Genomic DNA, 22095 nt, shown 5'->3' with positions numbered 1-22095 from the left:
TTGTAAGTTATTATCCAATTGCATTTTTAAGGTCATCAGTAAGATCTTCGGCATCTTCAATACCTACGCTAAGCCTGATGAGTGAATCACTGAGGCCATTCTTAATACGTTCTTCACGCGGAATAGAAGCATGCGTCATGGTTGCCGGGTGATTGATAAGCGATTCAACTCCGCCAAGGCTTTCGGCAAGCGCAAACACTTTGGTTGACGATAGCAACTTCATGGCTGTTTCAACACTATCGTCTTTAAGGGTAAAGCTAAGCATACCGCCAAAGCCGCGCATTTGTTTTTTAGCCACGGCATAGCCGGAATGGTCGTTAAAGCCACACCAGTAAACATGTCCTACTTTAGGATGATTGCGTAAGAAGTTGGCTACTATTTCACCATTCTCGCAATGGCGTTGCATACGGATATGCAGGGTTTTAATACCGCGTAATACCAAAAAGCAATCCATGGGGCCAGGTACTGCGCCACAGCTTTTTTGAATAAAGTACAACTGGTCGCGCAGGGCCTGGTCGTTCATAACAAGCGCGCCCTGAATTACATCGCTATGGCCGCCCAGGTATTTGGTGGCGGAGTGCATTACGATATCTGCACCCAGGTTGAGCGGGTTTTGCAGGTAGGGCGAAGCAAAGGTGTTATCCACACAAAGCAAAATGTTATTGCCTTTGGCAATGGCCGCAACCGCTGCAATATCAACAATGTTGATGAGCGGGTTGGTGGGCGTTTCGGTCCAGATAAGCTTCGTGTTCTTATTAATATATGGCTTTATGTTTTCGGGTTGCTGCATGTTCACGTAGTGAAATCGAATGCCGAACTTTTCGAAGATCTTGGTGAATAACCGGTAAGTGCCGCCATACATATCGTTGGCTGCAATTACTTCATCGCCCGGTTGTAACAATTTTATTACCGCATCGGTGGCTGCAACGCCGCTGCTGAATGCCAGTCCGTATTTTCCATTCTCAATAACTGCCAGGGCTTCTTCCAACGCAAAACGGGTAGGGTTTTGTGAACGGGCATATTCAAACCCTTTGTTCTTTCCAGGTGCTTCCTGTACAAAGGTGCTGGTTTGGTAAATAGGCGTCATTATAGCCCCGGTTGAAGGATCAGGTTCGGTACCGGCATGTATACATTTTGTTCCTGCTTTCATCTGTAGTTTTTGTTTGATTAATGTATGGCCTTTGATAAGATACAAAGATGCGGAAATAATAAGTGTCATTTGCCCTAATTCCTTATTTCCAGTTTAACAAAGGCTTAACCTTAGACTTGAAATTAAGTGAAACATTCTGCAAACCGTTACTGGCATTACCTTTTATGGAATCAATACTGATACTTATCATGGCGAAATGTGCGAAAATGTTCGTAGTTCTTGTCATGACGCCCCCGCCGGTACCAATTGTCTTGACTTCAGCTTCTATTCAATATACTTTTGGTTCATCATTCACGTATTTAAAAAGTCAGCCATGAAAAAAGTGATAGCCATCATGTTCGCAGCTCTGGTTACAGCAGGAGCTTATGCATTCGGTCCTTTCGATCCAAATGAAAAGGTGTTAAAGTCTTTCAATGAAACATTCAGCACTGCGCAGGACGTTAAATGGGAAGAATTTCCAAACTATTTTTCCGTTAGTTTTTTAAACGGGGGAGTAAGATCAAAAGTAAACTATGACAAGGAAGGTAATATGATGAGCGCCCTTCGTTATTATGCGCCTCAATTACTTCCGCTCAATATCCTGAACAAGATCACTAAAGAAAATCCCAAAAAGAAATTGTTCGGTGTTACTGAGATAACTTTCAATGGTACTATTGCCTACTATATTAAGTTAGAAGATAACACACACTGGTATACTTTGAAAGTAGATGTTGATGGCAACAGCCAGCAAACTGAGAAGTATAGGAAGGTATAAAGTTGACGAGTTAACAAGTTAACAAGGAATACAAACCTCGCGAGTCGGGTTTTATTGCCGATTGCCGATTCACGATTGCCGCTAGTGAGTTCAGTATAGTCGCGAGTCTTTTTACGATTGCCCTTTCACGTTTCACGTTAGCGCAATAACTGCCCTGCAACAAGGTAACGCCAGTCATAATTATCAGCCGCATGAGCATCTTGCGGCTGAATTTTTTTATGCAGGGCCTGCTTTTTTAACATGCCGTGTTTTACCAGTGCCCGTTTTGATTCATGAATGAATTCCTGTAGTTTTTGGTTGTTCATCCATTGTTGTTGGGGCGGTTCAAACCCAACTTTATCGGTTCGCCAGGCAAGGCCTTCGGGCAATTCGTTTTCCATACCTTTTCGTTGCAGCCATTTTGTATAACCATCCCTGATCTTATAATGGGCGGGAATGGAGAACAATAGCTTTACCAGTTCATGGTTCAGGAACGGCAATCGCACTTCTGTGCCATGCGCCATAGAATTCCTGTCGGCATAACGCAATAACTCTTCGAGCCCGTTTACAAAAGTGTTGTAGTAAAGAATATTGTTCAGTTCATCAAAGTGGGCTATGTCGTAATAAGATTTACCGTATTCATTTACAAACGAAGTATCGAGGTCGTGTACGCGAAGCTGTTGGCGGGCACGCTGGCGCCGCAGGTACCAGCTGGCATAGTTTGGAAATGCAGCAGCCAGTTTGTTCTTTAAACCCCAGGGTTCTCCAATGCCCAACTGACGGGCGCTTTGGAGCTCATGTTGCAGCATGCTTTTATTTTCTCTGAACAGTTGTTGCCAGTACCAGTGGTAATATTTATGATACCCGGCTAGTATTTCATCGGCGCCCTGGCCATCGAGCAATACGGGTACCCCTTCCTGCCGTGCTCTTTCATACACATAATACTGTGCTAATACGCTGGCCGATTGAAATGGCTCTTCCTGGTGATAACATATTTTTTCAAAGTCACGAATAACCTGATCGGCATTTGGTTGAACCGTATAATTTTCGGCAGCAAAATGGCCGGTCACTTTTTTTATCCAGGCCGACTCATCTTTTTTAAAGCCGGGAAAGATGGCTGAAAAGGTTTTATACCGGCGCGGCGCCATGGTTTGAATGCTGGCCAGTACACAGGAGCTATCGAGCCCACCGCTTAACGAAGTGCCTATGGCTACATCGCTGCGTAACCTGCGTTGTACCGATTGGTGAAACAGGTGATTGAATTGACTGGTAGCCTGCTGCGCCGTAATGGTTTCATCAACAAAATCAACATCTATGTTCCAGTATAATGAACGGGTTATATGTCGTTTGGGAAAGTGATAAAGTATAAATGAGCGGGCCGGCAGTTTACTTATGCTATTAAAAAAAGTTTCCTCGCCATTGGCCGGGTTTTGGGTATAGCCCAGTGTGAAGTAATTGAAAAACATTTTTTCGTTGAACTGTTTTTCAATTCCAATGGCCCATAAGGCTTTCATTTCGCTGGCAAATATAAATTGCTCGCCGTCGAAATAATAATAGAATGGTTTTTCGCCAAAGCGATCGCGGGCGGCAAACAGGGTTTGTTCCTGATCGTCCCAAATGGCAAAGGCGAACATACCATCGAAGTATTGAAGACAATCGGTTTTATAGCAATCATAAGCCGCCATTATTACCTCGGTATCTGATGTGCTGCTAAAAGCGTAGCCTTTTTGCTGTAGCGTTTCTTTTATTTCAAGGAAATTGTAGATCTCCCCATTGTGAATGATGGTGTACCGGTTAAGGTAGTGCATGGGTTGTGCGCCTGTGGGGCTAAGGTCAATTATGGCCAGGCGGCGGTGGCCGAAGCCGGCGGTGTGGTTTTTATTGATCCAGTGTGCTTCGCCATCGGGTCCGCGATGAGCCAGTACACCGGTCATTTTTTGTAGGTTATGAACGGATAATTGATCAGCGTTACTGGTTATAATGCCTGCTATACCACACATGATGACAAGATAAGGAAAAAAGCGAGTAGCTAGTAGTAAATGGCTATTTCCCACCAGCTACAAGCTACTTACCATTTACCATGTAATAGGCAAGCTGGCTTTCAGGCTATCCCATTCCATATTCAGTTGCATGCCTTTGTCGGCTTTTTCAAACTCCATGGTAAACAGCTCGTATGGGAAGCGTGTTTTAGCAACGGGAATGCTGAATTTATATTCATCTTTTGTAGAATCTATCTTGAGGCCCCATACATACAGATCGCTGTTGAGCACCACCGTCCAAACATCTGGTTGAGGAACGCAATAAACTACATAACGGCCTTTTTGTACTTTTTTGCCGGTGATGTTCACATCTTTAAAAAACTCAATTTCTGTGGCCTCATTGGCGCCCAGGCGCCATGCTGAACCATATTTTATAAGGTCGCCAAAAATTACACGGTTGTTCTTTTGTGGCCTGCTGTAAATAAGGCGGGCAATAAGCGGTTCAGAAACATTGCCAGCCATTTTCAGCTTGGGGTAATCAATTGGATAGTAGCACATATCCATAGGTGATTTATCAAGCCCTGGCTGTATATCTTTTTCAACAGGTTGGTTGGTAACTGTTGGATTGATAGTTACCGAATTACTGCCTGTGGAAGTATGATCGTCGCACGCTGATAAAAAAGCCAAAGTCAATACAATACAGCTAAACTTAATAAAGTGCCTGGTTTGGTACATGATCTTATTTTATAAAGGTGATCGGCAATGTGGCTTTTACATTGTCCCAGGCCATGATCATATTGGCGCCGGAATCGGTTTTATCGAAAAGCAAGGTAAAGGCCTCAATTGCGTCTTGTTGTTTTTCAAGCTTCAGTTCAGTGCGCAAAACGTCTTTTTTGTCGTCGTATTGAAACGCGCCCCAAATATCGGTTTCTCTGTTAAAGATCAGCGTCCATTTATCCTGATATGGAATGGCATACATACTGTAACGGCCTTTCTTCAACCGGGTATTATCAATTTTTGCATCTTTATACAGTTCAATTTCAGTGCATTCATTAGCACCTAATCGCCATACTTTTCCATATTCAATAAGATCGCCAAAAACACTGCGGCCATTTTTTTGGGGCCTGCTGTATAATACGCGGGCCAACAATGGATCGTTGGCTTTATTCTGGATCTTCAATATGGGGAAATTGGCCGGAAAATAGCTCATGTCCATGGGCGACTTATCCAGGGCCGGTGCTTTGAATTGTGCTTTTACGGTTGTACTTATTACGGTTATTCCCAGAAATAAAACCACCAACTGCTTCATTATCGTACTATTTAGTGTTAAGACGAGTTAATTCAGGCGATGCGTTGTAACATCTCCCGGCTTTGTAATTAATCGGCAAAAATAAAAGTTACACAGATTCCCTGCTAACTTCTTCTTCTCATTAAACGATCTGGAAATAAAAAATCCTTCGGTTAGGTTAATTTTTAAAGACATTTTAATTGCCCTTTACCCCTACATGCCTTGTAAAGTTTTGCGGGCATACTTATGCAGGGCCGGAAAGAAGTCGGCATAGTACTGTTGCAGCTTGTGGTAGTTTTCTTCGAATAACTTAAAGGCGGTTTGGCTTTCAGTTAAATAGGCCGCGCGGTGCACCACACCTTCAAAGCTTCGCTCGATGCCCGAACGGTTGCGGTAATTGTACAACCAGTCGTATTGTTTCATGTACGGGAACATGCGCCTGAATGGTTCGGGGAATACGTGCTGGTATTGATCGAGCGAGTTGTAAACTTCCTGGGAAAATGCCGATAAGGAATCGTCGGTGAACTGCTCCCAGTCGTTTGCCAAAAAATGATCGTACGAAACATCAATAAAGGCAGAACTGTATAAACGGTAATACGGTTTAAAAATATTTTTGGCTTCCCTGGTAGCGGGATGCTCATCGGTATAAGAATCGATGGCCCGGTGCAATAAAATTCCCTTACGCACATCATCAGGATACTGGTTGGCCTGTTTCCCTTTCACAAAATCGCTGAAAAGGTTGCCGGCCAGTATAGCAGGTTGATTAAAAGACAAATATGCGTGGGCCAAATAGTTCAATAGAATTTGATTTGTTGTAATGACAATATAACGTTTTACGCTGGCTTTAGGTAGAAAAAATGAAAAAAAGAATTAATAAAATTTTCATTTTAACCGCTTCTACTTTTCCATAACTATATTTTAACGATCGGTTAACCCTGTTTTATGAAATTTTTAAACAATCGGCTGTAAGGCTTAACCGGCGTGGGTTCTGCGTTATGCAATAACAATCGCGGCCGCCAATTGTTTAACGTGGCTTAACATTCAACTCCATTGATCATAATTTTCGTGATGCCAGTGTAACCTCTTTTACTTTTGTGTCATCTAATTGAAAAAGCGGCAAGGGCTGCATTCATAAATAAAAAGTATAGCCATGAATATTTTCTTTGTTTCACCTATTGTTTTGGGTTATCAATATGGGTGAATAATACCCAAACACAGTGGTAATGTAGTTTTCAAAAAAGAATTGTGTATTACCTGTAACAATTTTATCAAAGCAGCTACATATTAGTCATACCGCTTCAATCATTAATTTAAAAATAACAATCAAAAACGGGCAATGGTATCCATATAGCCAGGGTACATCAATATGCCCATATTAAATCAGAAAAGTTAAAAATAGCATCATGAAAAACAAGATCCTCATTGGCGCATTTATTTTTATAACTGGCATCAGTAGTGCCTTTGCCAATGACAACAGAGAAGAAGTGAACAGCAAGATCATCAGATCTTTTCAGAAAGAGTTCGCCGGCGCGCAAAACGCCCAATGGGTAACAACAAAAGACTTTGTGAAAGTTACCTTTACATTAAATGAACAGGTTGTATATGCGTATTATGACCAGAATGGCAGCCTGTTGGGGGTAACCCGTAATATCTTATCTGGTCAGCTACCTATTAATTTATTGACCGACTTTAAGAAGAATTACAGCAGTTACTGGATCACCGATCTGTTTGAAATGGCTGGTAATGGTGAGAATCTGTATTACCTCTCATTAGAAGACGGCGATCATAAGGTGGTGTTGAAATCGAATGGCACCAATGGCTGGGATGTATATAGAAAGGACAAAAAATAAACATATAATAAACGGTTTTTCTTATAGTTGGTTTTAGTTGGAAAGAAAGGGCTTCCCGATTCATCGGGGAGCCACTTTTTTTGTTACCGGGTGCCAGTTGCCAGGTGCCGGGGAAATGCAAAATACAAGTTACAGGTTACAAGTTTCAGGTTACAAGGGAATACAAATACAGGTTATAGTAAAAGTCATTTTGAATTTCGGCTAACCGAAGCTTTATATCGTTAATTTCGGAATTGAGCCCTGCAACCTGTACCCTGTAACCTGTAACTCTGTTCTTTTATGCAAAGTATGTACAGCAACCCTACTAGCCACTAGCCACTTCCTACTAGCCTTTTTCCCCTATCTTTGCCGCCACAAAAAAACAGATCATGAGCAAAGGACCCATTTCACAATTTATTCAACATCATTACCGGCACTTCAATGCAGCTGCCCTGGTAGATGCCGCTAAAGGGTACGAAACCCATTTACTGGAAGGTGGAAAAATGATGGTTACACTGGCAGGCGCCATGAGTACTGCCGAACTGGGTGTTTCTCTGGCCGAAATGATTCGCCAGGATAAAGTACATATCATTAGCTGCACTGGTGCTAACCTGGAAGAAGATGTTATGAACCTCGTAGCTCACGATCACTACAAACGCATTCCTAATTACCGCGATCTTACGCCACAACAGGAGTGGGAATTACTGGAGCAGGGTTTAAACCGTGTTACCGATACCTGTATACCCGAAGAAGAAGCATTCCGTAGCATTCAACATAACATAGTTAAACTGTGGAAAGACGCCGACGCCAAAGGCGAGCGCTACTTCCCGCACGAGTTCATCTATAAATTGTTATTGAGTAAGGTAATGGAAAGCAATTACCAAATTGATACCAAAGACAGCTGGATGATCGCTGCTGCCGAAAAGAACCTGCCTATTGTTGTAGGTGGTTGGGAAGACAGTACCCTGGGTAACATCTTCGCTTCTTATATTATCAAAAATGAAATGAAAGCTACCACTATGAAAAGTGGTATTGAATACATGGTTTGGCTGGCCGACTGGTACCGTCACAACAGTGGTGGTAAAGGCGTTGGCTTCTTCCAAATTGGCGGTGGTATTGCCGGTGATTTCCCAATTTGCGTGGTGCCTATGATGTACCAGGACCTTGAATGGCATGATGTGCCTTTCTGGAGCTACTTCTGCCAGGTTTCTGATTCAACCACCTCTTATGGTTCTTATTCAGGCGCTGTGCCCAATGAAAAGATCACCTGGGGTAAACTGGATATCAATACGCCCAAATACATTGTTGAAAGTGATGCCACCATTGTGGCGCCGCTCATTTTCGCGTGGGTATTGGGTTGGTAATAATAAATTATCGTTATAAAGAAAATGGCCCCTGGAACTCCGGGGGCCATTTTGTTTATTTATTTACTGGCGTCAGCGCTTTTCTCTTCTTTTCTTTCTTCAGGCTTTTTGTGGTCTTTCATGCGTTTATCATCGGGCTTACGTTTGTGATCTTCGGGTTTGCCTTTGTGATCTACGGGTTTCTCGCCTTTTTCACCTTTGGGTGGAGCAGGGCGTTCGCCTTTTTCGTCGTGTTTGTCGTCTTTTCTTTCTTTGCGGTCTTCTTTTTTATCGCCTTTTACATCTTCATTTTTCTCAAACTTGCCATCGCGTTTCTCGGGGTGCTCGGGACGTTTGCCGTCGTGTTTTTCTTTTCTCTCTTCTTTCTTTTCGGGAGTAGCGTCTTGAGCGCTGGCGGTTTGGGTAAAAGCAACAGCCAGGGTAAAAGCGGCACTCAAAAGGGTCGTCTTAATTAAACGGGAATTCTTCATAAAAAACGGATTATTTGTTTGTGGGATTATAAACGGCCGGTAAGTGATTTTCTTGTGTAACTATTTAATAGTTAGTGTGTTATGGCTTCTTTGAAAAGGGCCATTTTATCTTGTAAAAGCGGTAGTTGATCTATTGAATTAATGGGTTGATCTATTATATGGGTCTGAAATTTTTTTGTGACCAGTTAATTCAGTAAATCGGTGACTTGATGTTTCAAATGAATGATTTGATTTTTTGGACAACCGTTCAATCGGATTTAACGGCCATTTAGAGCAATTAAGCCATCATTCAATTCTTCAAATTGATCATTTTTAACTTTTGGCCGATCGTTCAATCTTTTGAATCGGCTATTTGATGCTTCAAATTGGTGATTTGATCTTTTAAAACCATAGTTCAATTGGATTTAACGACCATTTAAAGCATTAAAGCCATCACTCAATTCTTCAAATGGATGGGTTTGATCTTTTGAACGATCGTTCAATTGGATTTAACGACCATTTAAAGCATTAAAGCCATCATTCAATTCTTCAAATTGATGATTCTGATCTTTTGGCCGATCGTTCAATCTTATTGACCGATGATTTAATGTTTCAAATTGATCGATTCAATCTTTTAAGCCATCGTTCAATTGAATTAAATGACCATTTTGAGCAATTAAGCCATCATTCAATTTTTAAAATCGATGGGTTTAGTCTTTCAAACAACCATTTAATATTACAATACGAGGCCTTAAAAGCAAAAAGCCTGAAAGAAACTCTTTTGAAGTTGCTTTCAGGCTTTTTTATCGATGCTTTATTTCGTTTTAAACGCAGGCAATTTTATTAACCCTGGTCTGGTGGCGGCCGCCTTCGAACGGCGTTTCAATAAACAGCTCTACCATTTGTTTGGCCACATCCAAAGAAACAAAACGGGCAGGTATACCAATAATATTCGCATCATTATGCTGGCGGATGAGTTTGGCCACTTCGGGCTCAAAAGACAATCCGGCACGAATGCCCTGGTGTTTATTGGCTGTAATACAAACGCCATTGGCGCTTCCACAAAGTAGAATGCCAAATGCTACTTCGTCATTTTCAACTGCACTGGCAACTGGATGCGCATAATCGGGATAGTCTACCGATTTATTTTCATCAACCCCTTTATCTTCTACCTTATACCCTTTTTCGGTTAACCACTTTACAATTTCCACTTTATAATCGAACCCGGCATGATCGCTGCCGATGGCTATGGGTTTTGAAAGATCGAACATATGTGCTAACGTTATCTGTTTAAATATGATTATTAGTTCCAGTTATCATCTTCTTCCTGTTGTCTTTTATACACGCGTTTTGAAACAACAACACTTAACTCGTACAGGAATACCAGCGGCAAAAACACGATCATCTGGCTGGTCCAGTCGGGCGATGGTGTAATGATGGCTGCCACTATCAGGATCACCACATATGCGTATTTGCGATATAACGACAAAAAGCGCGGTGTTACAATGCCTATTTTGGTGAGCACGTATGAAAGTATGGGCAGTTCAAAGGCAATACCACAACCCAATACAATGTTGGTAAGGTTATCAATATAGTCGGCCAGTGATGGTTTGTATTCAAACAGTCCGGCTTTACCCAGGTTAAAATTGGCCAGAAAGTTAAAGGTGAAGGGGCCTAATACGAAATACCCGAAGGCTGCACCTAAAAAGAAGAAGATAGATACAAAGAATATGGCGTTGCGGCTATATTTCAGTTCCTTGGGCGATAAGGCGGGCTTTACGAATTTCCAGAACTCCCAAAAAACGTAGGGAAAGGCAGCAATCAAGCCACCTATAACGCCAATTTGAATGGCTACCATAAAGGGGCCGCTTACCGTAGTACCCAGTAATTTGTATCCGGGTGGAATGGGGGGCATACACAAGGCATCGCCAATATGCAGGGCATGGCTCAGGTTGCATAAACTGCGGTAAGAGACGAAGTCGTTACGTACAGGGCCCATAACTATATTGTCAAAAACCCAGTCGATATTTAAAAAAATGACCACTGCGCCCACTAAAATGGCGATCACTGAACGCATGATGTGCCATCTAAGTGCCTCCAAATGATCGACAAAGGTCATTTCGCTATCGTTACTCCTTCTTTCTAAAAAACTCGCCATAGGATCTCGTAAAGTCTTTATAATAGTAAAGCGCGGCAAATTTAAGGCTTAAAAGGCAGGGAGCAACTAAAAGGTTGTTAAGTGGATGAAAATGCAAAATCTCAAATTCCAAGCTCCAAATTCCAACAAAATTCCAAGCTCCAAATTCCAATCCAAAAAGTTACATTATGCCTTGGCGTTTATTTGACCTTGAAATTTGGAATTTGATATGTATTCTTTGGAAATTGTGATTTGAGATTTGGGATTTCCTTTTGGAACTTGCGATTTGGAATTTGGAATTTTTGAAAATTCTGCGGTTAACGCAGAATTTTCAAGCGCACCATTTCAATACGGGTGTCGCTTACGCTCATTATTTCAAATTCGTAATTACCAATAATGATACGCTCTTTTAACCGGGGAATGGTTTCGTGTTGGTGTATAATAAAACCCGACAGGGTCTCTGAATCGTTCTCGGGAAATTCGAGTTTGTATTTTTCTATAAGGTAATCGAGCTCGAGGCGGCCCGATAAAATGTATTCGTCTTCAGAGATCATTTTCTCCTCAAATTCCTCCACATCATACTCGTCTTTGATCTCGCCAAAGATCTCTTCCAGCAGGTCTTCCATGGTAACAATACCGGCGGTGCCGCCAAATTCATCAACCACCCAGGCAATGCTTTTACGCTCCTTGGTGAACTTATTAATGAGGTCGGTTGCGCTCATACTTTCGGGTATAGCCGGTATGGGCAGCAGGATCTCTTTGATATGCTCGGGTTGTTTAAACAGATCGAGCTGGTGAATATAACCAAGAATGGCGTCGATGTTACCGCCATACACGATCAGTTTGCTTAACCGGGTTGAAATAAATTTTTTACGGGCCTCCTCCACGGTGGTGTTCAGCTCAATGGCCTCAATTTCTTTACGGGGCACCAGGCACTCGCGCACCTTTATTTTAGGCAACGAAAGCGCATTCTCAAACAGTTCGGTGTTCATATCGGAACCCTCGCTGTTATACTCGCTGGTTTGCTGAAAAAAGTGATCGAGATCGCTGCGCGAAAAGGGTTCTTTACGCTTATCGATACGCATATCGAAGATCACATTCAGAATAAATATGGAAAGTTTTACAAAGGCGGCGGCTATCCAGTAAAATAACTGGTCGAAAAAGCCCAACAGGCCTACGCGGGCCGAAAAGGAAAGCAGGGAATCGCTTTTTGCCTTAAAAATGGCCCTTGGAATACATTCGCCCAAAAAAATGATGATCACCCAGGCTAACACTATTTCGGCAAGCAGGCGGAAAAACGTAATAAAAGAACGGGCCGAAAAGTCCATTGTCTTTTCCAGCTCATTCCAACACATGGAACCCAGCAAAACCACTACTGTTAGGAAAAAGCTGAATCCTACTACGTTGGTACCAATAAAGCGGGAGGGATTGTCGAACAGGTTTGATAATAAGATACCACTGCTGGCGCCCTGCTTCTTTTTCAATTCAATATTAAGCCGGTTGGCCGAGGTAAAAGCTACCTCAATGCCGGCAAAATAGGCGACCAACAAAAAGGCGATGCCAATGCATATGCCTATAATGGTAAGAAAACTCATAGTTCGACTACGAAAATATAAAAAAAGGCGGAAGTTACCAGTTTCCAGTTACCTGTTACCGGGGCTTTTGCTACGCCAGGTAACCGGAAACCGGTAACCGGCGCCTGAAACCTGGTAGCACCTGCCTTTACTTTTGGATAAATGTAACCTATATTATGAATTTAGGAATTCTGTAATTACTTCTTCGGCACGTTTACAGGCCTTATTGAGGTCGTCGTTAAGGATTATTTTATCAAAACGATGTTTGAAGGAGATCTCGTAGGAGGCTTTATTTACCCTCGTTTGAAGGCTTTCTTCGGTTTCGGTACCCCTTGAGCTTAAACGCCGTTTTAGTTCATCAACAGAAGGCGGTTCTACAAAGATCGATAGAACGGTACCGGAGTACTGGCCCTGCACGTGAATGGCCCCTTTTACATCAATATCCAACACGGGTACCTGGTTATTATCCCAAATGCGCTGTAGCTCCGATTTTAGGGTGCCGTACGATTTGCCTTCGTATACCATTTCCCATTCAACAAACTCGTTATGTTTTATCTTTTGATCAAAGTCTTCCTGAGAAAGAAAATAATAATCTTTTCCATCTACTTCATGTTTGCGGCGCGGGCGGGTAGCTGCCGATACCGAAAACGCCAGTTGCGGGAACTTTTTTAACAGGTAATGGGTAATAGATGTTTTGCCTGCACCCGATGGGGCGGTAATGATTATTATCTTGTTTTTGGGCTGAAAGGACATGTACGAGTTTGTGGTTTATGTTGGTTGCCGGTTACCAGTTACCTGTTACCGGGTGTTCAAATTTCGATCGGTCAGCAATTCATCGGGCTCTCCGAATTTTTTGGCCCGGAACCCGGGCCCCGGGAACCGGTAACTGCATTTAAACTCTCTTTATATCTGCACCAAGTGCCTGCAAACGTTTATCAATGTACTGGTAGCCCCGGTCTATTTGCTCAATGTTCTGAATAACGCTTTTACCATCGGCGCTCAATGCGGCTATCAATAACGATACCCCGGCCCTGATGTCGGGACTGCTCATTTGAATACCGCGCAGGTTCTGCCCACGGCCAAGACCAATAACAGCAGCGCGGTGAGGATCGCACAGAATGATCTGGGCGCCCATGTCAATAAGTTTATCAACAAAGAACAGGCGGCTTTCGAACATTTTTTGGTGAATAAGCACACTTCCTTTTGCCTGGGTAGCAACTACCAGTACGATGCTTAAAAGATCGGGCGTGAAACCGGGCCATGGATGATCGTAGATAGTAAGCACCCCACCATCGAGGAAGGTTTGAATTTCATATATATCCTGGGCAGGCACATGGATGTCATCACCTTTAAAATTCATTTGAATACCCAGTTGTTTAAACTTTTCGGGTATTATTCCCAGGTGCTCAATACCCGCATTTTTTATGGTGATATCGCTTTGCGTCATAGCCGCCAGCCCAATAAATGAGCCTATTTCTATCATATCGGGCAGCATGCGGTGCTCGGTTCCGCCCAATGCCTGTACGCCTTCGATATTAAGCAGGTTGCTGCCAATACCGGTTATTTTGGCGCCCATGCGGTTGAGCATTTTGCACAACTGCTGAATATAGGGTTCGCAGGCTGCGTTGTAAATGGTTGTAGTGCCTTCGGCCATTACTGCCGCCATAATAATATTGGCGGTACCGGTAACAGAAGGCTCATCGAGCATAAGGTAGGCACCTTTTAAATTAGGGGCCTGCAGTTCAAAAAAGCCGTCGCCACTGTAATTGAAAGAAGCGCCCAGTTTTTCGAAACCAATAATATGGGTATCCAGTCTGCGGCGGCCTATTTTATCGCCACCGGGTTTTGGAATATAAGCTTTTTTAAAGCGGGCAAGCATGGGGCCGGCCAGCATAACAGAGCCGCGCAGGCGACCGCTTTTTTGTTTATAGGCATCGCTGCGCAGGTAATCTACATTCACATCATCGGCCTGAAATATACAGGTATCACGTTGCGGGCGTTCGATCTTTACATTCAGTTCGCCAAGCAATTCAATAAGCAGGTTTACATCAAGAATGTCGGGAATATTGGTGATGGTTACTTTTTGGGGCGTAAGCAAAACGGCACTGATTATTTGCAATGCTTCATTCTTTGCGCCTTGTGGCACTATTTCACCTTTTAATTTTTTACCGCCGATGACTTCAAAAGAATTCATTGTTACTTTTTCCTGGTTTTTTGATATCCGATCAATGGTACGTTAAAATAAGGTGCAAATATAAAACCCCGGCAATAGGTTTTACTGCCGGGGTTTTATTTATTATTTATTATTCTGTTCTCGCGACTGTTGGCGAGCCGCCGAATTTCCGATTTCTGATTTTGCGATTGTGGGATTTTGCGATTTGTCAGTGGGCTAAACCTAAAACAAATCTCAAAATCTCTAAATCCCGAAATCTCAAAATTCTTACTTAAGATCCGGATTTCCCTCTTAGAAAGTACGCCCTTATTTATAGCGTTTCTTAAACTTCCCACCGCGATCATTGCGGTCGTTACGGTTATCGCGTCCACCGCCGTTATTACGATCATCGCGTCCGCGGCCCTGGAACTTTTGGCCGCCACCACCACGTTTATACCGGTTGTCGCCGTAGCCGCCACGGTCACGGTCGCGACTATCGCGGTCGCGGTTATCGCTTGGACGATGCTGGCGAACATATGGAGTATTGGTAAAGGTCAACTGACCGCTGGTAATATTGGTCAATTCGCCTTGAATAGCATCGTCGTGCACCGTTTCTTTATGCCAGTTATTATAAGCCAGCTTCATGTAATAAGCAATGGCGTTGGCAAAACCCTGGCGTTTTTCGGGCATATCTTCATTTAATGCCTTATTGATAACCAGCTCGAGGTTTTTACCCAGGTGCGAGAATTTGGGATAGCGTTTGGGATAGGGCAGTGGGCCTGGTCGTGATTTTAAAGTTTCCCGGGTAGGAATGGGGTAGGGTGATTCTACCGCCAGTTTAAAATCGGAGATCAGGAACAGGTGATCCCATAGTTTATGTCTGAAATCTTCAACATTCTTTAAGTGGGGGTTCAGGAATCCCATCAGCTCAATCACAGCGTAGGCATTACGTTGGCGGGTTTCCTGGTCTTCGAGTGTCAGCAAATACTCGATCATTTTCTGGATATGCCTTCCGTACTCACGCATCGCCAGGTGGTTCCTGGTCGTGTTATATTCCATTTTGTCTATGCTCATTCTATAAATATAAGGTTAACAAAAGTAACAAAGTAAGTTTATAAAAAGAAAAGGCCTTTTGCGGAGGCCTTTTCTGTAAAAGGATTGGTTTTTCCACAGGTAAATAATATATGACCGTACCGCCCAACAGTTTCGGGGTTGGGAAAGCAGGTGATTAATGGTTTAAAATATAAAATCAGGTCTTAAAAAATATGGTACATAGGTATGATAAGAGATTAAAAATGGTGCTCAACACAAACCTTTTCTAAATTTTATGGCTGCAAACAACACCTTAATGTGTGGATTTACCTTTAACAGAGGTTCGATTCGAAGGATACTGATTTGGAATTTGGGTAGGGTTCTTTTAATAAAACTGAGGAACTTTAAAGTGTAGGTCCCAAATTATCAAATAATCTTGTCTTTGCCAACGTGTTAGTACCCTATTTTTTGTACCGTATTTTATGCAAACCTTAAATTGTTAAAAAGATATATATATATGATAACATTTTTTCCCTGAAAGAGGTTTAATATACATTTACGGTGTTCTGCCAATAAACAGGCACAAAAACTATTAAAATCGGTGTACTTTTGCGGTTCCAAAATATAAAAAACTGATAATCAAAATAAAATGAGGCAATCGACTATTACAATTGATGTGACGCTTGACGAAAAAAACATTCCTGACCAAATATTGTGGAAGGCCACCGATAGCACGGCAGATGCCGGTCAAAAGGCAAGGGCCATGATGTTATCGTTTTGGGATGGGGCTGATAAATCGGCTTTGCGTATGGACCTGTGGACGAAAGAAATGATGGTAGATGAAATGGCCGATTTTTATTATCAAACCTTCATGACCATGGCCGATAGCTTTAGCCGGGCAACGCACCAGGCCGAGCTGGTTGATATGATGAAGAACTTTGCCAAGGATTTTTATGGTAAGTTTAGAGACATTCAAATGAAAGAAAATAAATTATAATACCAAAATAGCCGCGGTATGAGCTTAGAACAAAAGATCCAGGCTGAATTGAAAACAGCCATGTTAGCCAAGGACGAAAAAACGGTGCGTAGTTTGCGTGCCATAAAAGCAGCCATTATTCTGGCTAAAACTTCAGAAGGGGCGGGCGGTGAAATAAAAGAGGAGGATGAAATAAAGTTGTTGCAAAAGCTGGTTAAACAGCGAAAAGATTCGCTGGAGATCTTTACCCAGCAGAACCGCACCGATCTGGCATCGAAGGAACAGGAAGAAATTGAGGTGATCGAAAAATTCCTGCCTAAACAGATGAGTGCAGAGGAGCTGAAAGTAATTATTGCAAATATTATTGCAGAAACCGGTGCTTCATCACCTGCCGATATGGGTAAGGTAATGGGCGTGGCTACCAAACAATTAGCAGGTAAAGCTGATGGTAAAGCAATAAGTGCCCTGGTAAAGGAGTTACTGGCGAAGTAGGTTCGTTTGAAGGGGCTTGTTTCTGAAAGTGTAGCATTGGGGGCTTAAGATTTGAAGTAGGAAGTAGGATGTAAGAAGTAGGAGATATAACAATACGGAAGTAGGAAAAACAGAAAATTAGGCGCGAGGCTTTAAAATGGAGGCTCTTCGTACCTCGTACTTCTTACTTCGATTTCCTTGGAACCACCTCGTCACCCTTCAGAACTAAGTATGTTCATAGATATATTAGTTTTAATATTCCTTGTCATAGCCGTTATCAAAGGATTGCGGCGAGGCCTTATTGTTGCAGTATTCTCGTTTTTTGCGTTTATTGCAGGCATAGCGGCTGCCATGAAATTATCGGTTGTTGTAGCAGATTATTTAAAAGATAGCGTTAATATATCTGCCAGGTGGCTTCCATTCATTTCATTTGCAGTTGTTTTTATAGGCGTGGTATTGCTGGTGCGCTGGGTGGCCAGCATGCTTACAGCAACCGTGGAAATGACCATGATGGGGTGGGCCAACAAAATAGGAGGGATAATTTTATACACTATTTTGTATATGTTTACACTCAGTGTGGTGCTGTTCTTTGTGCAAAAGGTGAAGTTGATAAGCGATGAAACGGTTGCTAATTCCATAACCTGGCCAATTTTACAACCACTGGGCCCGTGGGTTATAGATGGTTTTGGCAAACTGATCCCGGTTTTCAAAAATATGTTCACTGAACTCAGTAACTTTTTTGATGGGTTGGCCACACAACAGATACCGCCCAGGGGTACGCCCTAATGCCGGTTCTGATGGGAAACCATAAAAAATCAGTAGCTTACATTAAAATTATTGGGGTGAAAACTGCAAGGATGTGTTATTTGCAGTAAAACGTTTATTTTAGCGATTAATTGACTGACTTGAACAGACATAGCTGATGAATTATACGATCAAACAAGTGGATAAATTCAAGTATATTGAAGAAGGTGAAGGCGAACCGCTGATACTCTTACACGGATTATTCGGCGCCCTCAGCAACTTTGGTGATTTGATCAATTACTTCAAGAACCACAACAAAGTAGTGGTTCCCATTCTCCCTTTGCTTGATATGGACCTGCTGCACACCTCGGTTGGAGGCCTGCAGAAATTTGTAAATAAGTTCATAGAATATAACGATTATCAAAACGTACACCTGCTCGGAAACTCATTAGGCGGTCATGTTGCTATTTTACATGTGCTGAAACAGCCCGAGCGTATAAAATCGCTTATTTTAACCGGAAGCTCCGGTTTATTTGAGAATGGTATGGGAGACACTTATCCTAAACGCGGCGATTACGATTATATAAAGAAGAAAACGGAGTTAACCTTTTACGATCCTAAAATTGCCACCAAAGAACTGGTTGACGAGGTGTATGAGATCGTAAATAACCGTTTGAAAGCCATAAAAATTATCGCGCTCGCAAAAAGCGCCATCCGAAATAATCTGGGCGAAGACATTAATCAAATCAAACAACCCACCTTATTAGTGTGGGGTAATAATGATTCTATTACTCCGCCCTTCGTTGGCCGCGAGTTTCACCGGTTGATCCCAAACAGCGAACTGCATTTTATTGATAAATGTGGTCATGCACCCATGATGGAAGTGCCTGACGAGTTCAACCGTATACTCCACAAATTTTTGACAAAATTAAATGAGCCTGCAGCGGTTGCCTAACTGCTGGCGTCATAATTGAATATAGTTGGTTAAGGTTACTGCCTAACAAAACATAAGGTAAATACCTATTAATTATTTTTATTGTTTTCGACGATAAAACAAACCAGTTACAGTTGTTTATCGTATATTACTTTTATAGTAGGTAAACTCTGATTCAGTGCTTAATAAAGAATTAATATCAGCTACGATTCCCACACTCAACCTGAGTGATACTGTTATTCAGGCACTGGACCTGATGTCGGAGTTCCATGTAATGCAATTACCTGTAGTAGCTGAAGACAAATATCTGGGTCTTGTATTCGAAGATGACCTGATGAACGCTGACGAACGAGCAACACTCCAATCTCTTGATACTCACTTTTCGAAAGTGGCCGTACACGCCAATACTCACTTTATAATGGCGGTACAAATGTTGATTGATTATAATCTTTCCCTGGTACCGGTTATTGACAAGGAAAATGAGTTTATTGGCGCCATAGCATCTATTGACCTGTTAAAAGAGCTGGGTAAAACCACAGGGGCCAGCGAACCAGGCGGGTTGATTGTGCTTGAAATGGAACAACGCAATTTCTCATTCTCTGAACTTAGCAAGCTGGTAGAAACGAACGACGCGCAGATAACGCAGTTAAATAGTTATTGGGATAATAACACCAGTTCCTTTTTTGTAGCAATAAAAATAAATAAATTCGAGATTTCCGATATTGTTGCTACATTTCAGCGGTATGAGTATAATGTGAAGTATTATTTTGGCGAAGAATCATATGAAAATGAACTGCGGAACAATTACGACCACTTGATGAACTATCTGAACATTTAGCACAACAGTTGAGGATCGGCCAGTTTTAATTTTTAAATTCTGTAAACACAAGCAACTGCTTGCCGGGGCATGTGAATGGGAAAGAAATTTTACTGTATAATAGCAAAATTGTTGTGTTGCGTGGCAATGGTATATGCACAACCTTCCCCTGTGGATTCTACTCAATCCACCAACATTGTTGCGTCTGCGAATACTAACAACGCTCCCACCCCTTTTGTTGTAGGAGAAATAATAATTGAAGGAAATAAACACACAAAACCCTACATTATTGAACGTGAGCTGCCTTTTAAACGCGGCGACTCTATCAATCTTCCCGAATTAGTTAAAGGTTTTGAGATCTCACGGCAGCAGTTGATGAATACTACCTTATTTAACGAGGTCATCATTTCCCTGAAATCGTTCCGTGGCTATATGGTAGACATTCTGATACAGGTTAAAGAAAGGTGGTATATTTTCCCCATTCCATACCTCAAACCTGTTGACCGTAACCTGAACGAATGGGCAAAACAGGGCTATAGTGTAGATCGCATCAACTATGGTTTTAAGTTTACTTATAATAATTTCACCGGCAGAAACGATAAGCTAAAACTATGGCTCATTACAGGCTATACCCAACAGCTACAGTTCCAGTACGACCAGCCGTATGCCAATAAATCACTTAAGCACGGTTATAAAATAGGTTTCACTTATTCGTTCAACCGCGAGATCAATTATGCCACCATCGACAATCAACAGGTTTTTGTTGATTCATTACAGAAAGGAATAAGACAGTGGTCGGGCCATATTGACTATACTTACCGTCCCGGTTTACGCACTACTCACCTCGTTTCACTATCATACTCCCACCTGTCGGTTGACCCACGTATAAACGAACTGAACCCGAAATACTACGGCGCTTATCGCAGCGAGGTTAGTTTTCCCGAGTTAACATACAACATCAGTTATGTAAACGTAGACTATAAACCCTTCCCGCTTACCGGCTGGCTGGCAGATGGTACCGTTTCAAAAAGAGGTTACAATCGTGAAATGAACCAATGGCAGGTGAGTGGCCGTGCAAGCAAGGGCTGGGCGCTGGGCAAAAAAACCTTTTATGGCCTGCAGGGTGTGGGCATGCTGCGCTTTCCGTTTAGCCAGCCCTATATAAATCAGCGGATGTTTGGGTATGGCGATATGTATTTGCGGGGGCTCGAAAAATATGTGATTGATGGCGCTGCCGGCTTTTTGGTACGCAATAGCTTCCGCCAGCAAATATTAAAGTTCAGTGTGCCTACCTATATAAAATCAAAATCGCACGACCGTATTCCATTCCGCATTTATGCCCGTTTATTTGGCGATGCCGGTTATTCCTATAATCAAAACTTTACCAATAATTCTCTTACAAACCGCGCTTTATACACAGGCGGTGTTGGTGTCGATATTGTGTCTTTCTACGACTTCGTGCTGCGGCTCGATTACAGCTTCAACCAATTAGGGCAAAAGGGACTATTTTTACACATCAAGAACGATTTTTAAACGACAGGTAAATTTTTAACCGCATAGTATGAAGGTAGCCATTTATAGCCGGGTTATTGATGAAGATCAGTATAACAAAGTGCAGCAGTTGCTCGATGAGCTCGACAAGGAGAATATTACACCGGTTATATACCAGCCCTTTTATGAAATGATTCAGAGCTCGGTTCGTTTTTCTGAGAAAACAACCGTTTTTTCTGATTCTAACGACCTCACAGAATCGATTGATTTTGCAATTAGCCTGGGAGGTGATGGTACCTTATTGGACACCGTTACTCTTGTGCGCGACAAAAACATACCGGTATTGGGCATCAATTTTGGAAGATTGGGTTTTTTGGCCAGCATAGGCAGTAAAGAATTGCACATTGCGGTACAATCCCTGGTCAAGCGCACAATACTAATAGACAAGCGATCGTTAATTCATTTGGATGCGAGCAAACCATTGTTCGGCGATGTACCATACGGATTAAATGAATTTGCTATTCATAAAACCGATACATCACCCATGATAAAAATTCATACGTACCTTAATGGTGAATTTTTAAATACATATTGGGCTGATGGAGTGATTGTAGCAACACCAACCGGTTCAACCGGTTATTCGTTAAGCTGTAATGGTCCCGTGGTTTTTCCAGAATCCTCCAGTTTCGTTATTACCCCCGTAGCCCCACATAATTTGAATGTTCGGCCTATTATAGTGCCCGATGATAATATAATATCCTTTGAAATAGAAGGCAGAACCGATCACTTCATATGTGCTCTTGACTCCAGGAAAGAACTCGTAGATAAAAAAGTGCAGTTGGCCGTACGCCGCGAATCCTTTACCCTAAGCCTCGTACGACTAAATGAAAACAACTTCCTGCAAACCCTGCGTAATAAATTATCATGGGGTTTGGATACCAGGAATTAACTTTTTAATACAAAGTAAAATTACCG

At 42.2% G+C, this 22095-nt stretch carries 22 protein-coding genes; 10 read left to right on the top strand and 12 right to left on the bottom strand.

What is annotated here, in order from left to right; translation table 11 throughout:
- Positions 1 to 10: 10 nt before the first annotated feature.
- On the bottom strand, positions 11 to 1150 hold the full coding sequence (locus GGD38_RS35300) for a cystathionine gamma-synthase (protein WP_375297734.1): 1140 nt from the start codon (positions 1148 to 1150) through the stop codon (positions 11 to 13).
- A 313-nt stretch (positions 1151 to 1463) separates the two neighbouring features.
- On the opposite strand from GGD38_RS35300, the gene GGD38_RS35295 reads away from it, so the two are divergent.
- On the top strand, positions 1464 to 1904 hold the full coding sequence (locus GGD38_RS35295) for a hypothetical protein (RefSeq protein WP_375297735.1): 441 nt from the start codon (positions 1464 to 1466) through the stop codon (positions 1902 to 1904).
- A 137-nt stretch (positions 1905 to 2041) separates the two neighbouring features.
- Here the strand turns inward: GGD38_RS35295 and asnB are convergent, their stop codons facing one another.
- The 4 genes from asnB to GGD38_RS35275 all read right to left on the bottom strand — a co-directional run bounded on the left by asnB (position 2042) and on the right by GGD38_RS35275 (position 5939).
- A complete protein-coding gene (asnB, locus tag GGD38_RS35290; RefSeq protein WP_375297736.1) occupies positions 2042 to 3883 on the bottom strand; it encodes an asparagine synthase (glutamine-hydrolyzing) in 1842 nt (613 codons plus the stop codon).
- A gap of 75 nt (positions 3884 to 3958) precedes the next feature.
- Positions 3959 to 4597, bottom strand: coding sequence for a DUF2911 domain-containing protein (locus tag GGD38_RS35285; protein ID WP_375297737.1), 639 nt, complete (start codon positions 4595 to 4597; stop codon positions 3959 to 3961).
- A gap of 4 nt (positions 4598 to 4601) precedes the next feature.
- Positions 4602 to 5171: a DUF2911 domain-containing protein gene (locus GGD38_RS35280; RefSeq protein WP_375297738.1), complete on the bottom strand. Its 570-nt coding sequence runs from the start codon at positions 5169 to 5171 to the stop codon at positions 4602 to 4604.
- A 192-nt stretch (positions 5172 to 5363) separates the two neighbouring features.
- Positions 5364 to 5939: an ACP phosphodiesterase gene (locus GGD38_RS35275; protein ID WP_375297739.1), complete on the bottom strand. Its 576-nt coding sequence runs from the start codon at positions 5937 to 5939 to the stop codon at positions 5364 to 5366.
- 614 nt (positions 5940 to 6553) lie between these two features.
- Between GGD38_RS35275 and GGD38_RS35270 the strand changes: the two genes are divergently transcribed.
- A complete protein-coding gene (locus GGD38_RS35270; protein ID WP_375297740.1) occupies positions 6554 to 7000 on the top strand; it encodes a hypothetical protein in 447 nt (148 codons plus the stop codon).
- A 368-nt stretch (positions 7001 to 7368) separates the two neighbouring features.
- Positions 7369 to 8343, top strand: coding sequence for a deoxyhypusine synthase family protein (locus GGD38_RS35265; protein WP_375297741.1), 975 nt, complete (start codon positions 7369 to 7371; stop codon positions 8341 to 8343).
- Between the two features lie 59 nt (positions 8344 to 8402).
- Here GGD38_RS35265 and GGD38_RS35260 read toward each other — a convergent pair whose 3' ends face one another.
- From GGD38_RS35260 to GGD38_RS35230, 7 genes are all read right to left on the bottom strand, one after another.
- Positions 8403 to 8813 (bottom strand): hypothetical protein, encoded by a 411-nt coding sequence (locus tag GGD38_RS35260; protein ID WP_375297742.1) that lies wholly within the window; start codon positions 8811 to 8813, stop codon positions 8403 to 8405.
- An 803-nt stretch (positions 8814 to 9616) separates the two neighbouring features.
- Entirely contained in the window at positions 9617 to 10063 is a 447-nt protein-coding gene (gene rpiB / locus GGD38_RS35255) for a ribose 5-phosphate isomerase B (protein WP_375297743.1), read from the bottom strand.
- Between the two features lie 32 nt (positions 10064 to 10095).
- Positions 10096 to 10950, bottom strand: a complete 855-nt coding sequence (tatC, locus tag GGD38_RS35250) for a twin-arginine translocase subunit TatC (protein ID WP_375297744.1) — start codon at positions 10948 to 10950, stop codon at positions 10096 to 10098.
- 296 nt (positions 10951 to 11246) lie between these two features.
- The gene (locus GGD38_RS35245) at positions 11247 to 12524 is read right to left on the bottom strand and encodes a hemolysin family protein (RefSeq protein WP_375297745.1); all 1278 of its coding nucleotides are present in this window, start codon (positions 12522 to 12524) and stop codon (positions 11247 to 11249) included.
- A gap of 153 nt (positions 12525 to 12677) precedes the next feature.
- A complete protein-coding gene (gene gmk / locus GGD38_RS35240) occupies positions 12678 to 13256 on the bottom strand; it encodes a guanylate kinase (RefSeq protein WP_375297746.1) in 579 nt (192 codons plus the stop codon).
- A 139-nt stretch (positions 13257 to 13395) separates the two neighbouring features.
- Positions 13396 to 14697, bottom strand: a complete 1302-nt coding sequence (gene murA, locus GGD38_RS35235) for a UDP-N-acetylglucosamine 1-carboxyvinyltransferase (RefSeq protein WP_375303956.1) — start codon at positions 14695 to 14697, stop codon at positions 13396 to 13398.
- 285 nt (positions 14698 to 14982) lie between these two features.
- A complete protein-coding gene (locus GGD38_RS35230; RefSeq protein ID WP_375297749.1) occupies positions 14983 to 15729 on the bottom strand; it encodes a DUF4290 domain-containing protein in 747 nt (248 codons plus the stop codon).
- A gap of 607 nt (positions 15730 to 16336) precedes the next feature.
- On the opposite strand from GGD38_RS35230, the gene gldC reads away from it, so the two are divergent.
- From gldC to GGD38_RS35195, 7 genes are all read left to right on the top strand, one after another.
- Complete coding sequence (gene gldC / locus GGD38_RS35225) at positions 16337 to 16684, top strand: gliding motility protein GldC (RefSeq protein WP_375297750.1); 348 nt, start codon at positions 16337 to 16339, stop codon at positions 16682 to 16684.
- Between the two features lie 18 nt (positions 16685 to 16702).
- Complete coding sequence (locus tag GGD38_RS35220) at positions 16703 to 17155, top strand: GatB/YqeY domain-containing protein (protein WP_375297751.1); 453 nt, start codon at positions 16703 to 16705, stop codon at positions 17153 to 17155.
- 210 nt (positions 17156 to 17365) lie between these two features.
- Positions 17366 to 17920, top strand: a complete 555-nt coding sequence (locus GGD38_RS35215; protein ID WP_375297752.1) for a CvpA family protein — start codon at positions 17366 to 17368, stop codon at positions 17918 to 17920.
- Between the two features lie 136 nt (positions 17921 to 18056).
- Entirely contained in the window at positions 18057 to 18833 is a 777-nt protein-coding gene (locus tag GGD38_RS35210) for an alpha/beta fold hydrolase (RefSeq protein ID WP_375297753.1), read from the top strand.
- Between the two features lie 157 nt (positions 18834 to 18990).
- Positions 18991 to 19650 (top strand): CBS domain-containing protein, encoded by a 660-nt coding sequence (locus tag GGD38_RS35205; protein ID WP_375297754.1) that lies wholly within the window; start codon positions 18991 to 18993, stop codon positions 19648 to 19650.
- A gap of 150 nt (positions 19651 to 19800) precedes the next feature.
- Entirely contained in the window at positions 19801 to 21162 is a 1362-nt protein-coding gene (locus tag GGD38_RS35200; RefSeq protein ID WP_375297755.1) for a POTRA domain-containing protein, read from the top strand.
- 28 nt (positions 21163 to 21190) lie between these two features.
- Positions 21191 to 22069 carry an NAD kinase gene (locus GGD38_RS35195; protein WP_375297756.1) on the top strand — a complete coding sequence of 293 codons (879 nt, stop codon included), beginning with the start codon at positions 21191 to 21193 and terminating at the stop codon, positions 22067 to 22069.
- The last annotated feature ends 26 nt before the right edge of the window (positions 22070 to 22095 follow it).

It is taken from the genome of Niastella sp. OAS944 (assembly GCA_024809215.1).
GTDB lineage: Bacteria > Bacteroidota > Bacteroidia > Chitinophagales > Chitinophagaceae > Niastella.
Note: the sequence above shows the minus strand (reverse complement) of the source record. Positions and strands in the feature narration are given on the sequence as shown.

Bases quoted from the DNA above. Each gene is read 5' to 3' on its own strand.
- GGD38_RS35300 (WP_375297734.1), bottom strand. From the start codon at position 1,150: ATGAAAGCAGGAACAAAATGTATACATGCCGGTACCGAACCTGATCCT.
- GGD38_RS35295 (WP_375297735.1), top strand. From the start codon at position 1,464: ATGAAAAAAGTGATAGCCATCATGTTCGCAGCTCTGGTTACAGCAGGA.
- asnB (WP_375297736.1), bottom strand. From the start codon at position 3,883: ATGTGTGGTATAGCAGGCATTATAACCAGTAACGCTGATCAATTATCC.
- GGD38_RS35285 (WP_375297737.1), bottom strand. From the start codon at position 4,597: ATGTACCAAACCAGGCACTTTATTAAGTTTAGCTGTATTGTATTGACT.
- GGD38_RS35280 (WP_375297738.1), bottom strand. From the start codon at position 5,171: ATGAAGCAGTTGGTGGTTTTATTTCTGGGAATAACCGTAATAAGTACA.
- GGD38_RS35270 (WP_375297740.1), top strand. From the start codon at position 6,554: ATGAAAAACAAGATCCTCATTGGCGCATTTATTTTTATAACTGGCATC.
- GGD38_RS35265 (WP_375297741.1), top strand. From the start codon at position 7,369: ATGAGCAAAGGACCCATTTCACAATTTATTCAACATCATTACCGGCAC.
- GGD38_RS35260 (WP_375297742.1), bottom strand. From the start codon at position 8,813: ATGAAGAATTCCCGTTTAATTAAGACGACCCTTTTGAGTGCCGCTTTT.
- rpiB (WP_375297743.1), bottom strand. From the start codon at position 10,063: ATGTTCGATCTTTCAAAACCCATAGCCATCGGCAGCGATCATGCCGGG.
- tatC (WP_375297744.1), bottom strand. From the start codon at position 10,950: ATGGCGAGTTTTTTAGAAAGAAGGAGTAACGATAGCGAAATGACCTTT.
- GGD38_RS35245 (WP_375297745.1), bottom strand. From the start codon at position 12,524: ATGAGTTTTCTTACCATTATAGGCATATGCATTGGCATCGCCTTTTTG.
- gmk (WP_375297746.1), bottom strand. From the start codon at position 13,256: ATGTCCTTTCAGCCCAAAAACAAGATAATAATCATTACCGCCCCATCG.
- murA (WP_375303956.1), bottom strand. From the start codon at position 14,697: ATGAATTCTTTTGAAGTCATCGGCGGTAAAAAATTAAAAGGTGAAATA.
- GGD38_RS35230 (WP_375297749.1), bottom strand. From the start codon at position 15,729: ATGAGCATAGACAAAATGGAATATAACACGACCAGGAACCACCTGGCG.
- gldC (WP_375297750.1), top strand. From the start codon at position 16,337: ATGAGGCAATCGACTATTACAATTGATGTGACGCTTGACGAAAAAAAC.
- GGD38_RS35220 (WP_375297751.1), top strand. From the start codon at position 16,703: ATGAGCTTAGAACAAAAGATCCAGGCTGAATTGAAAACAGCCATGTTA.
- GGD38_RS35215 (WP_375297752.1), top strand. From the start codon at position 17,366: ATGTTCATAGATATATTAGTTTTAATATTCCTTGTCATAGCCGTTATC.
- GGD38_RS35210 (WP_375297753.1), top strand. From the start codon at position 18,057: ATGAATTATACGATCAAACAAGTGGATAAATTCAAGTATATTGAAGAA.
- GGD38_RS35195 (WP_375297756.1), top strand. From the start codon at position 21,191: ATGAAGGTAGCCATTTATAGCCGGGTTATTGATGAAGATCAGTATAAC.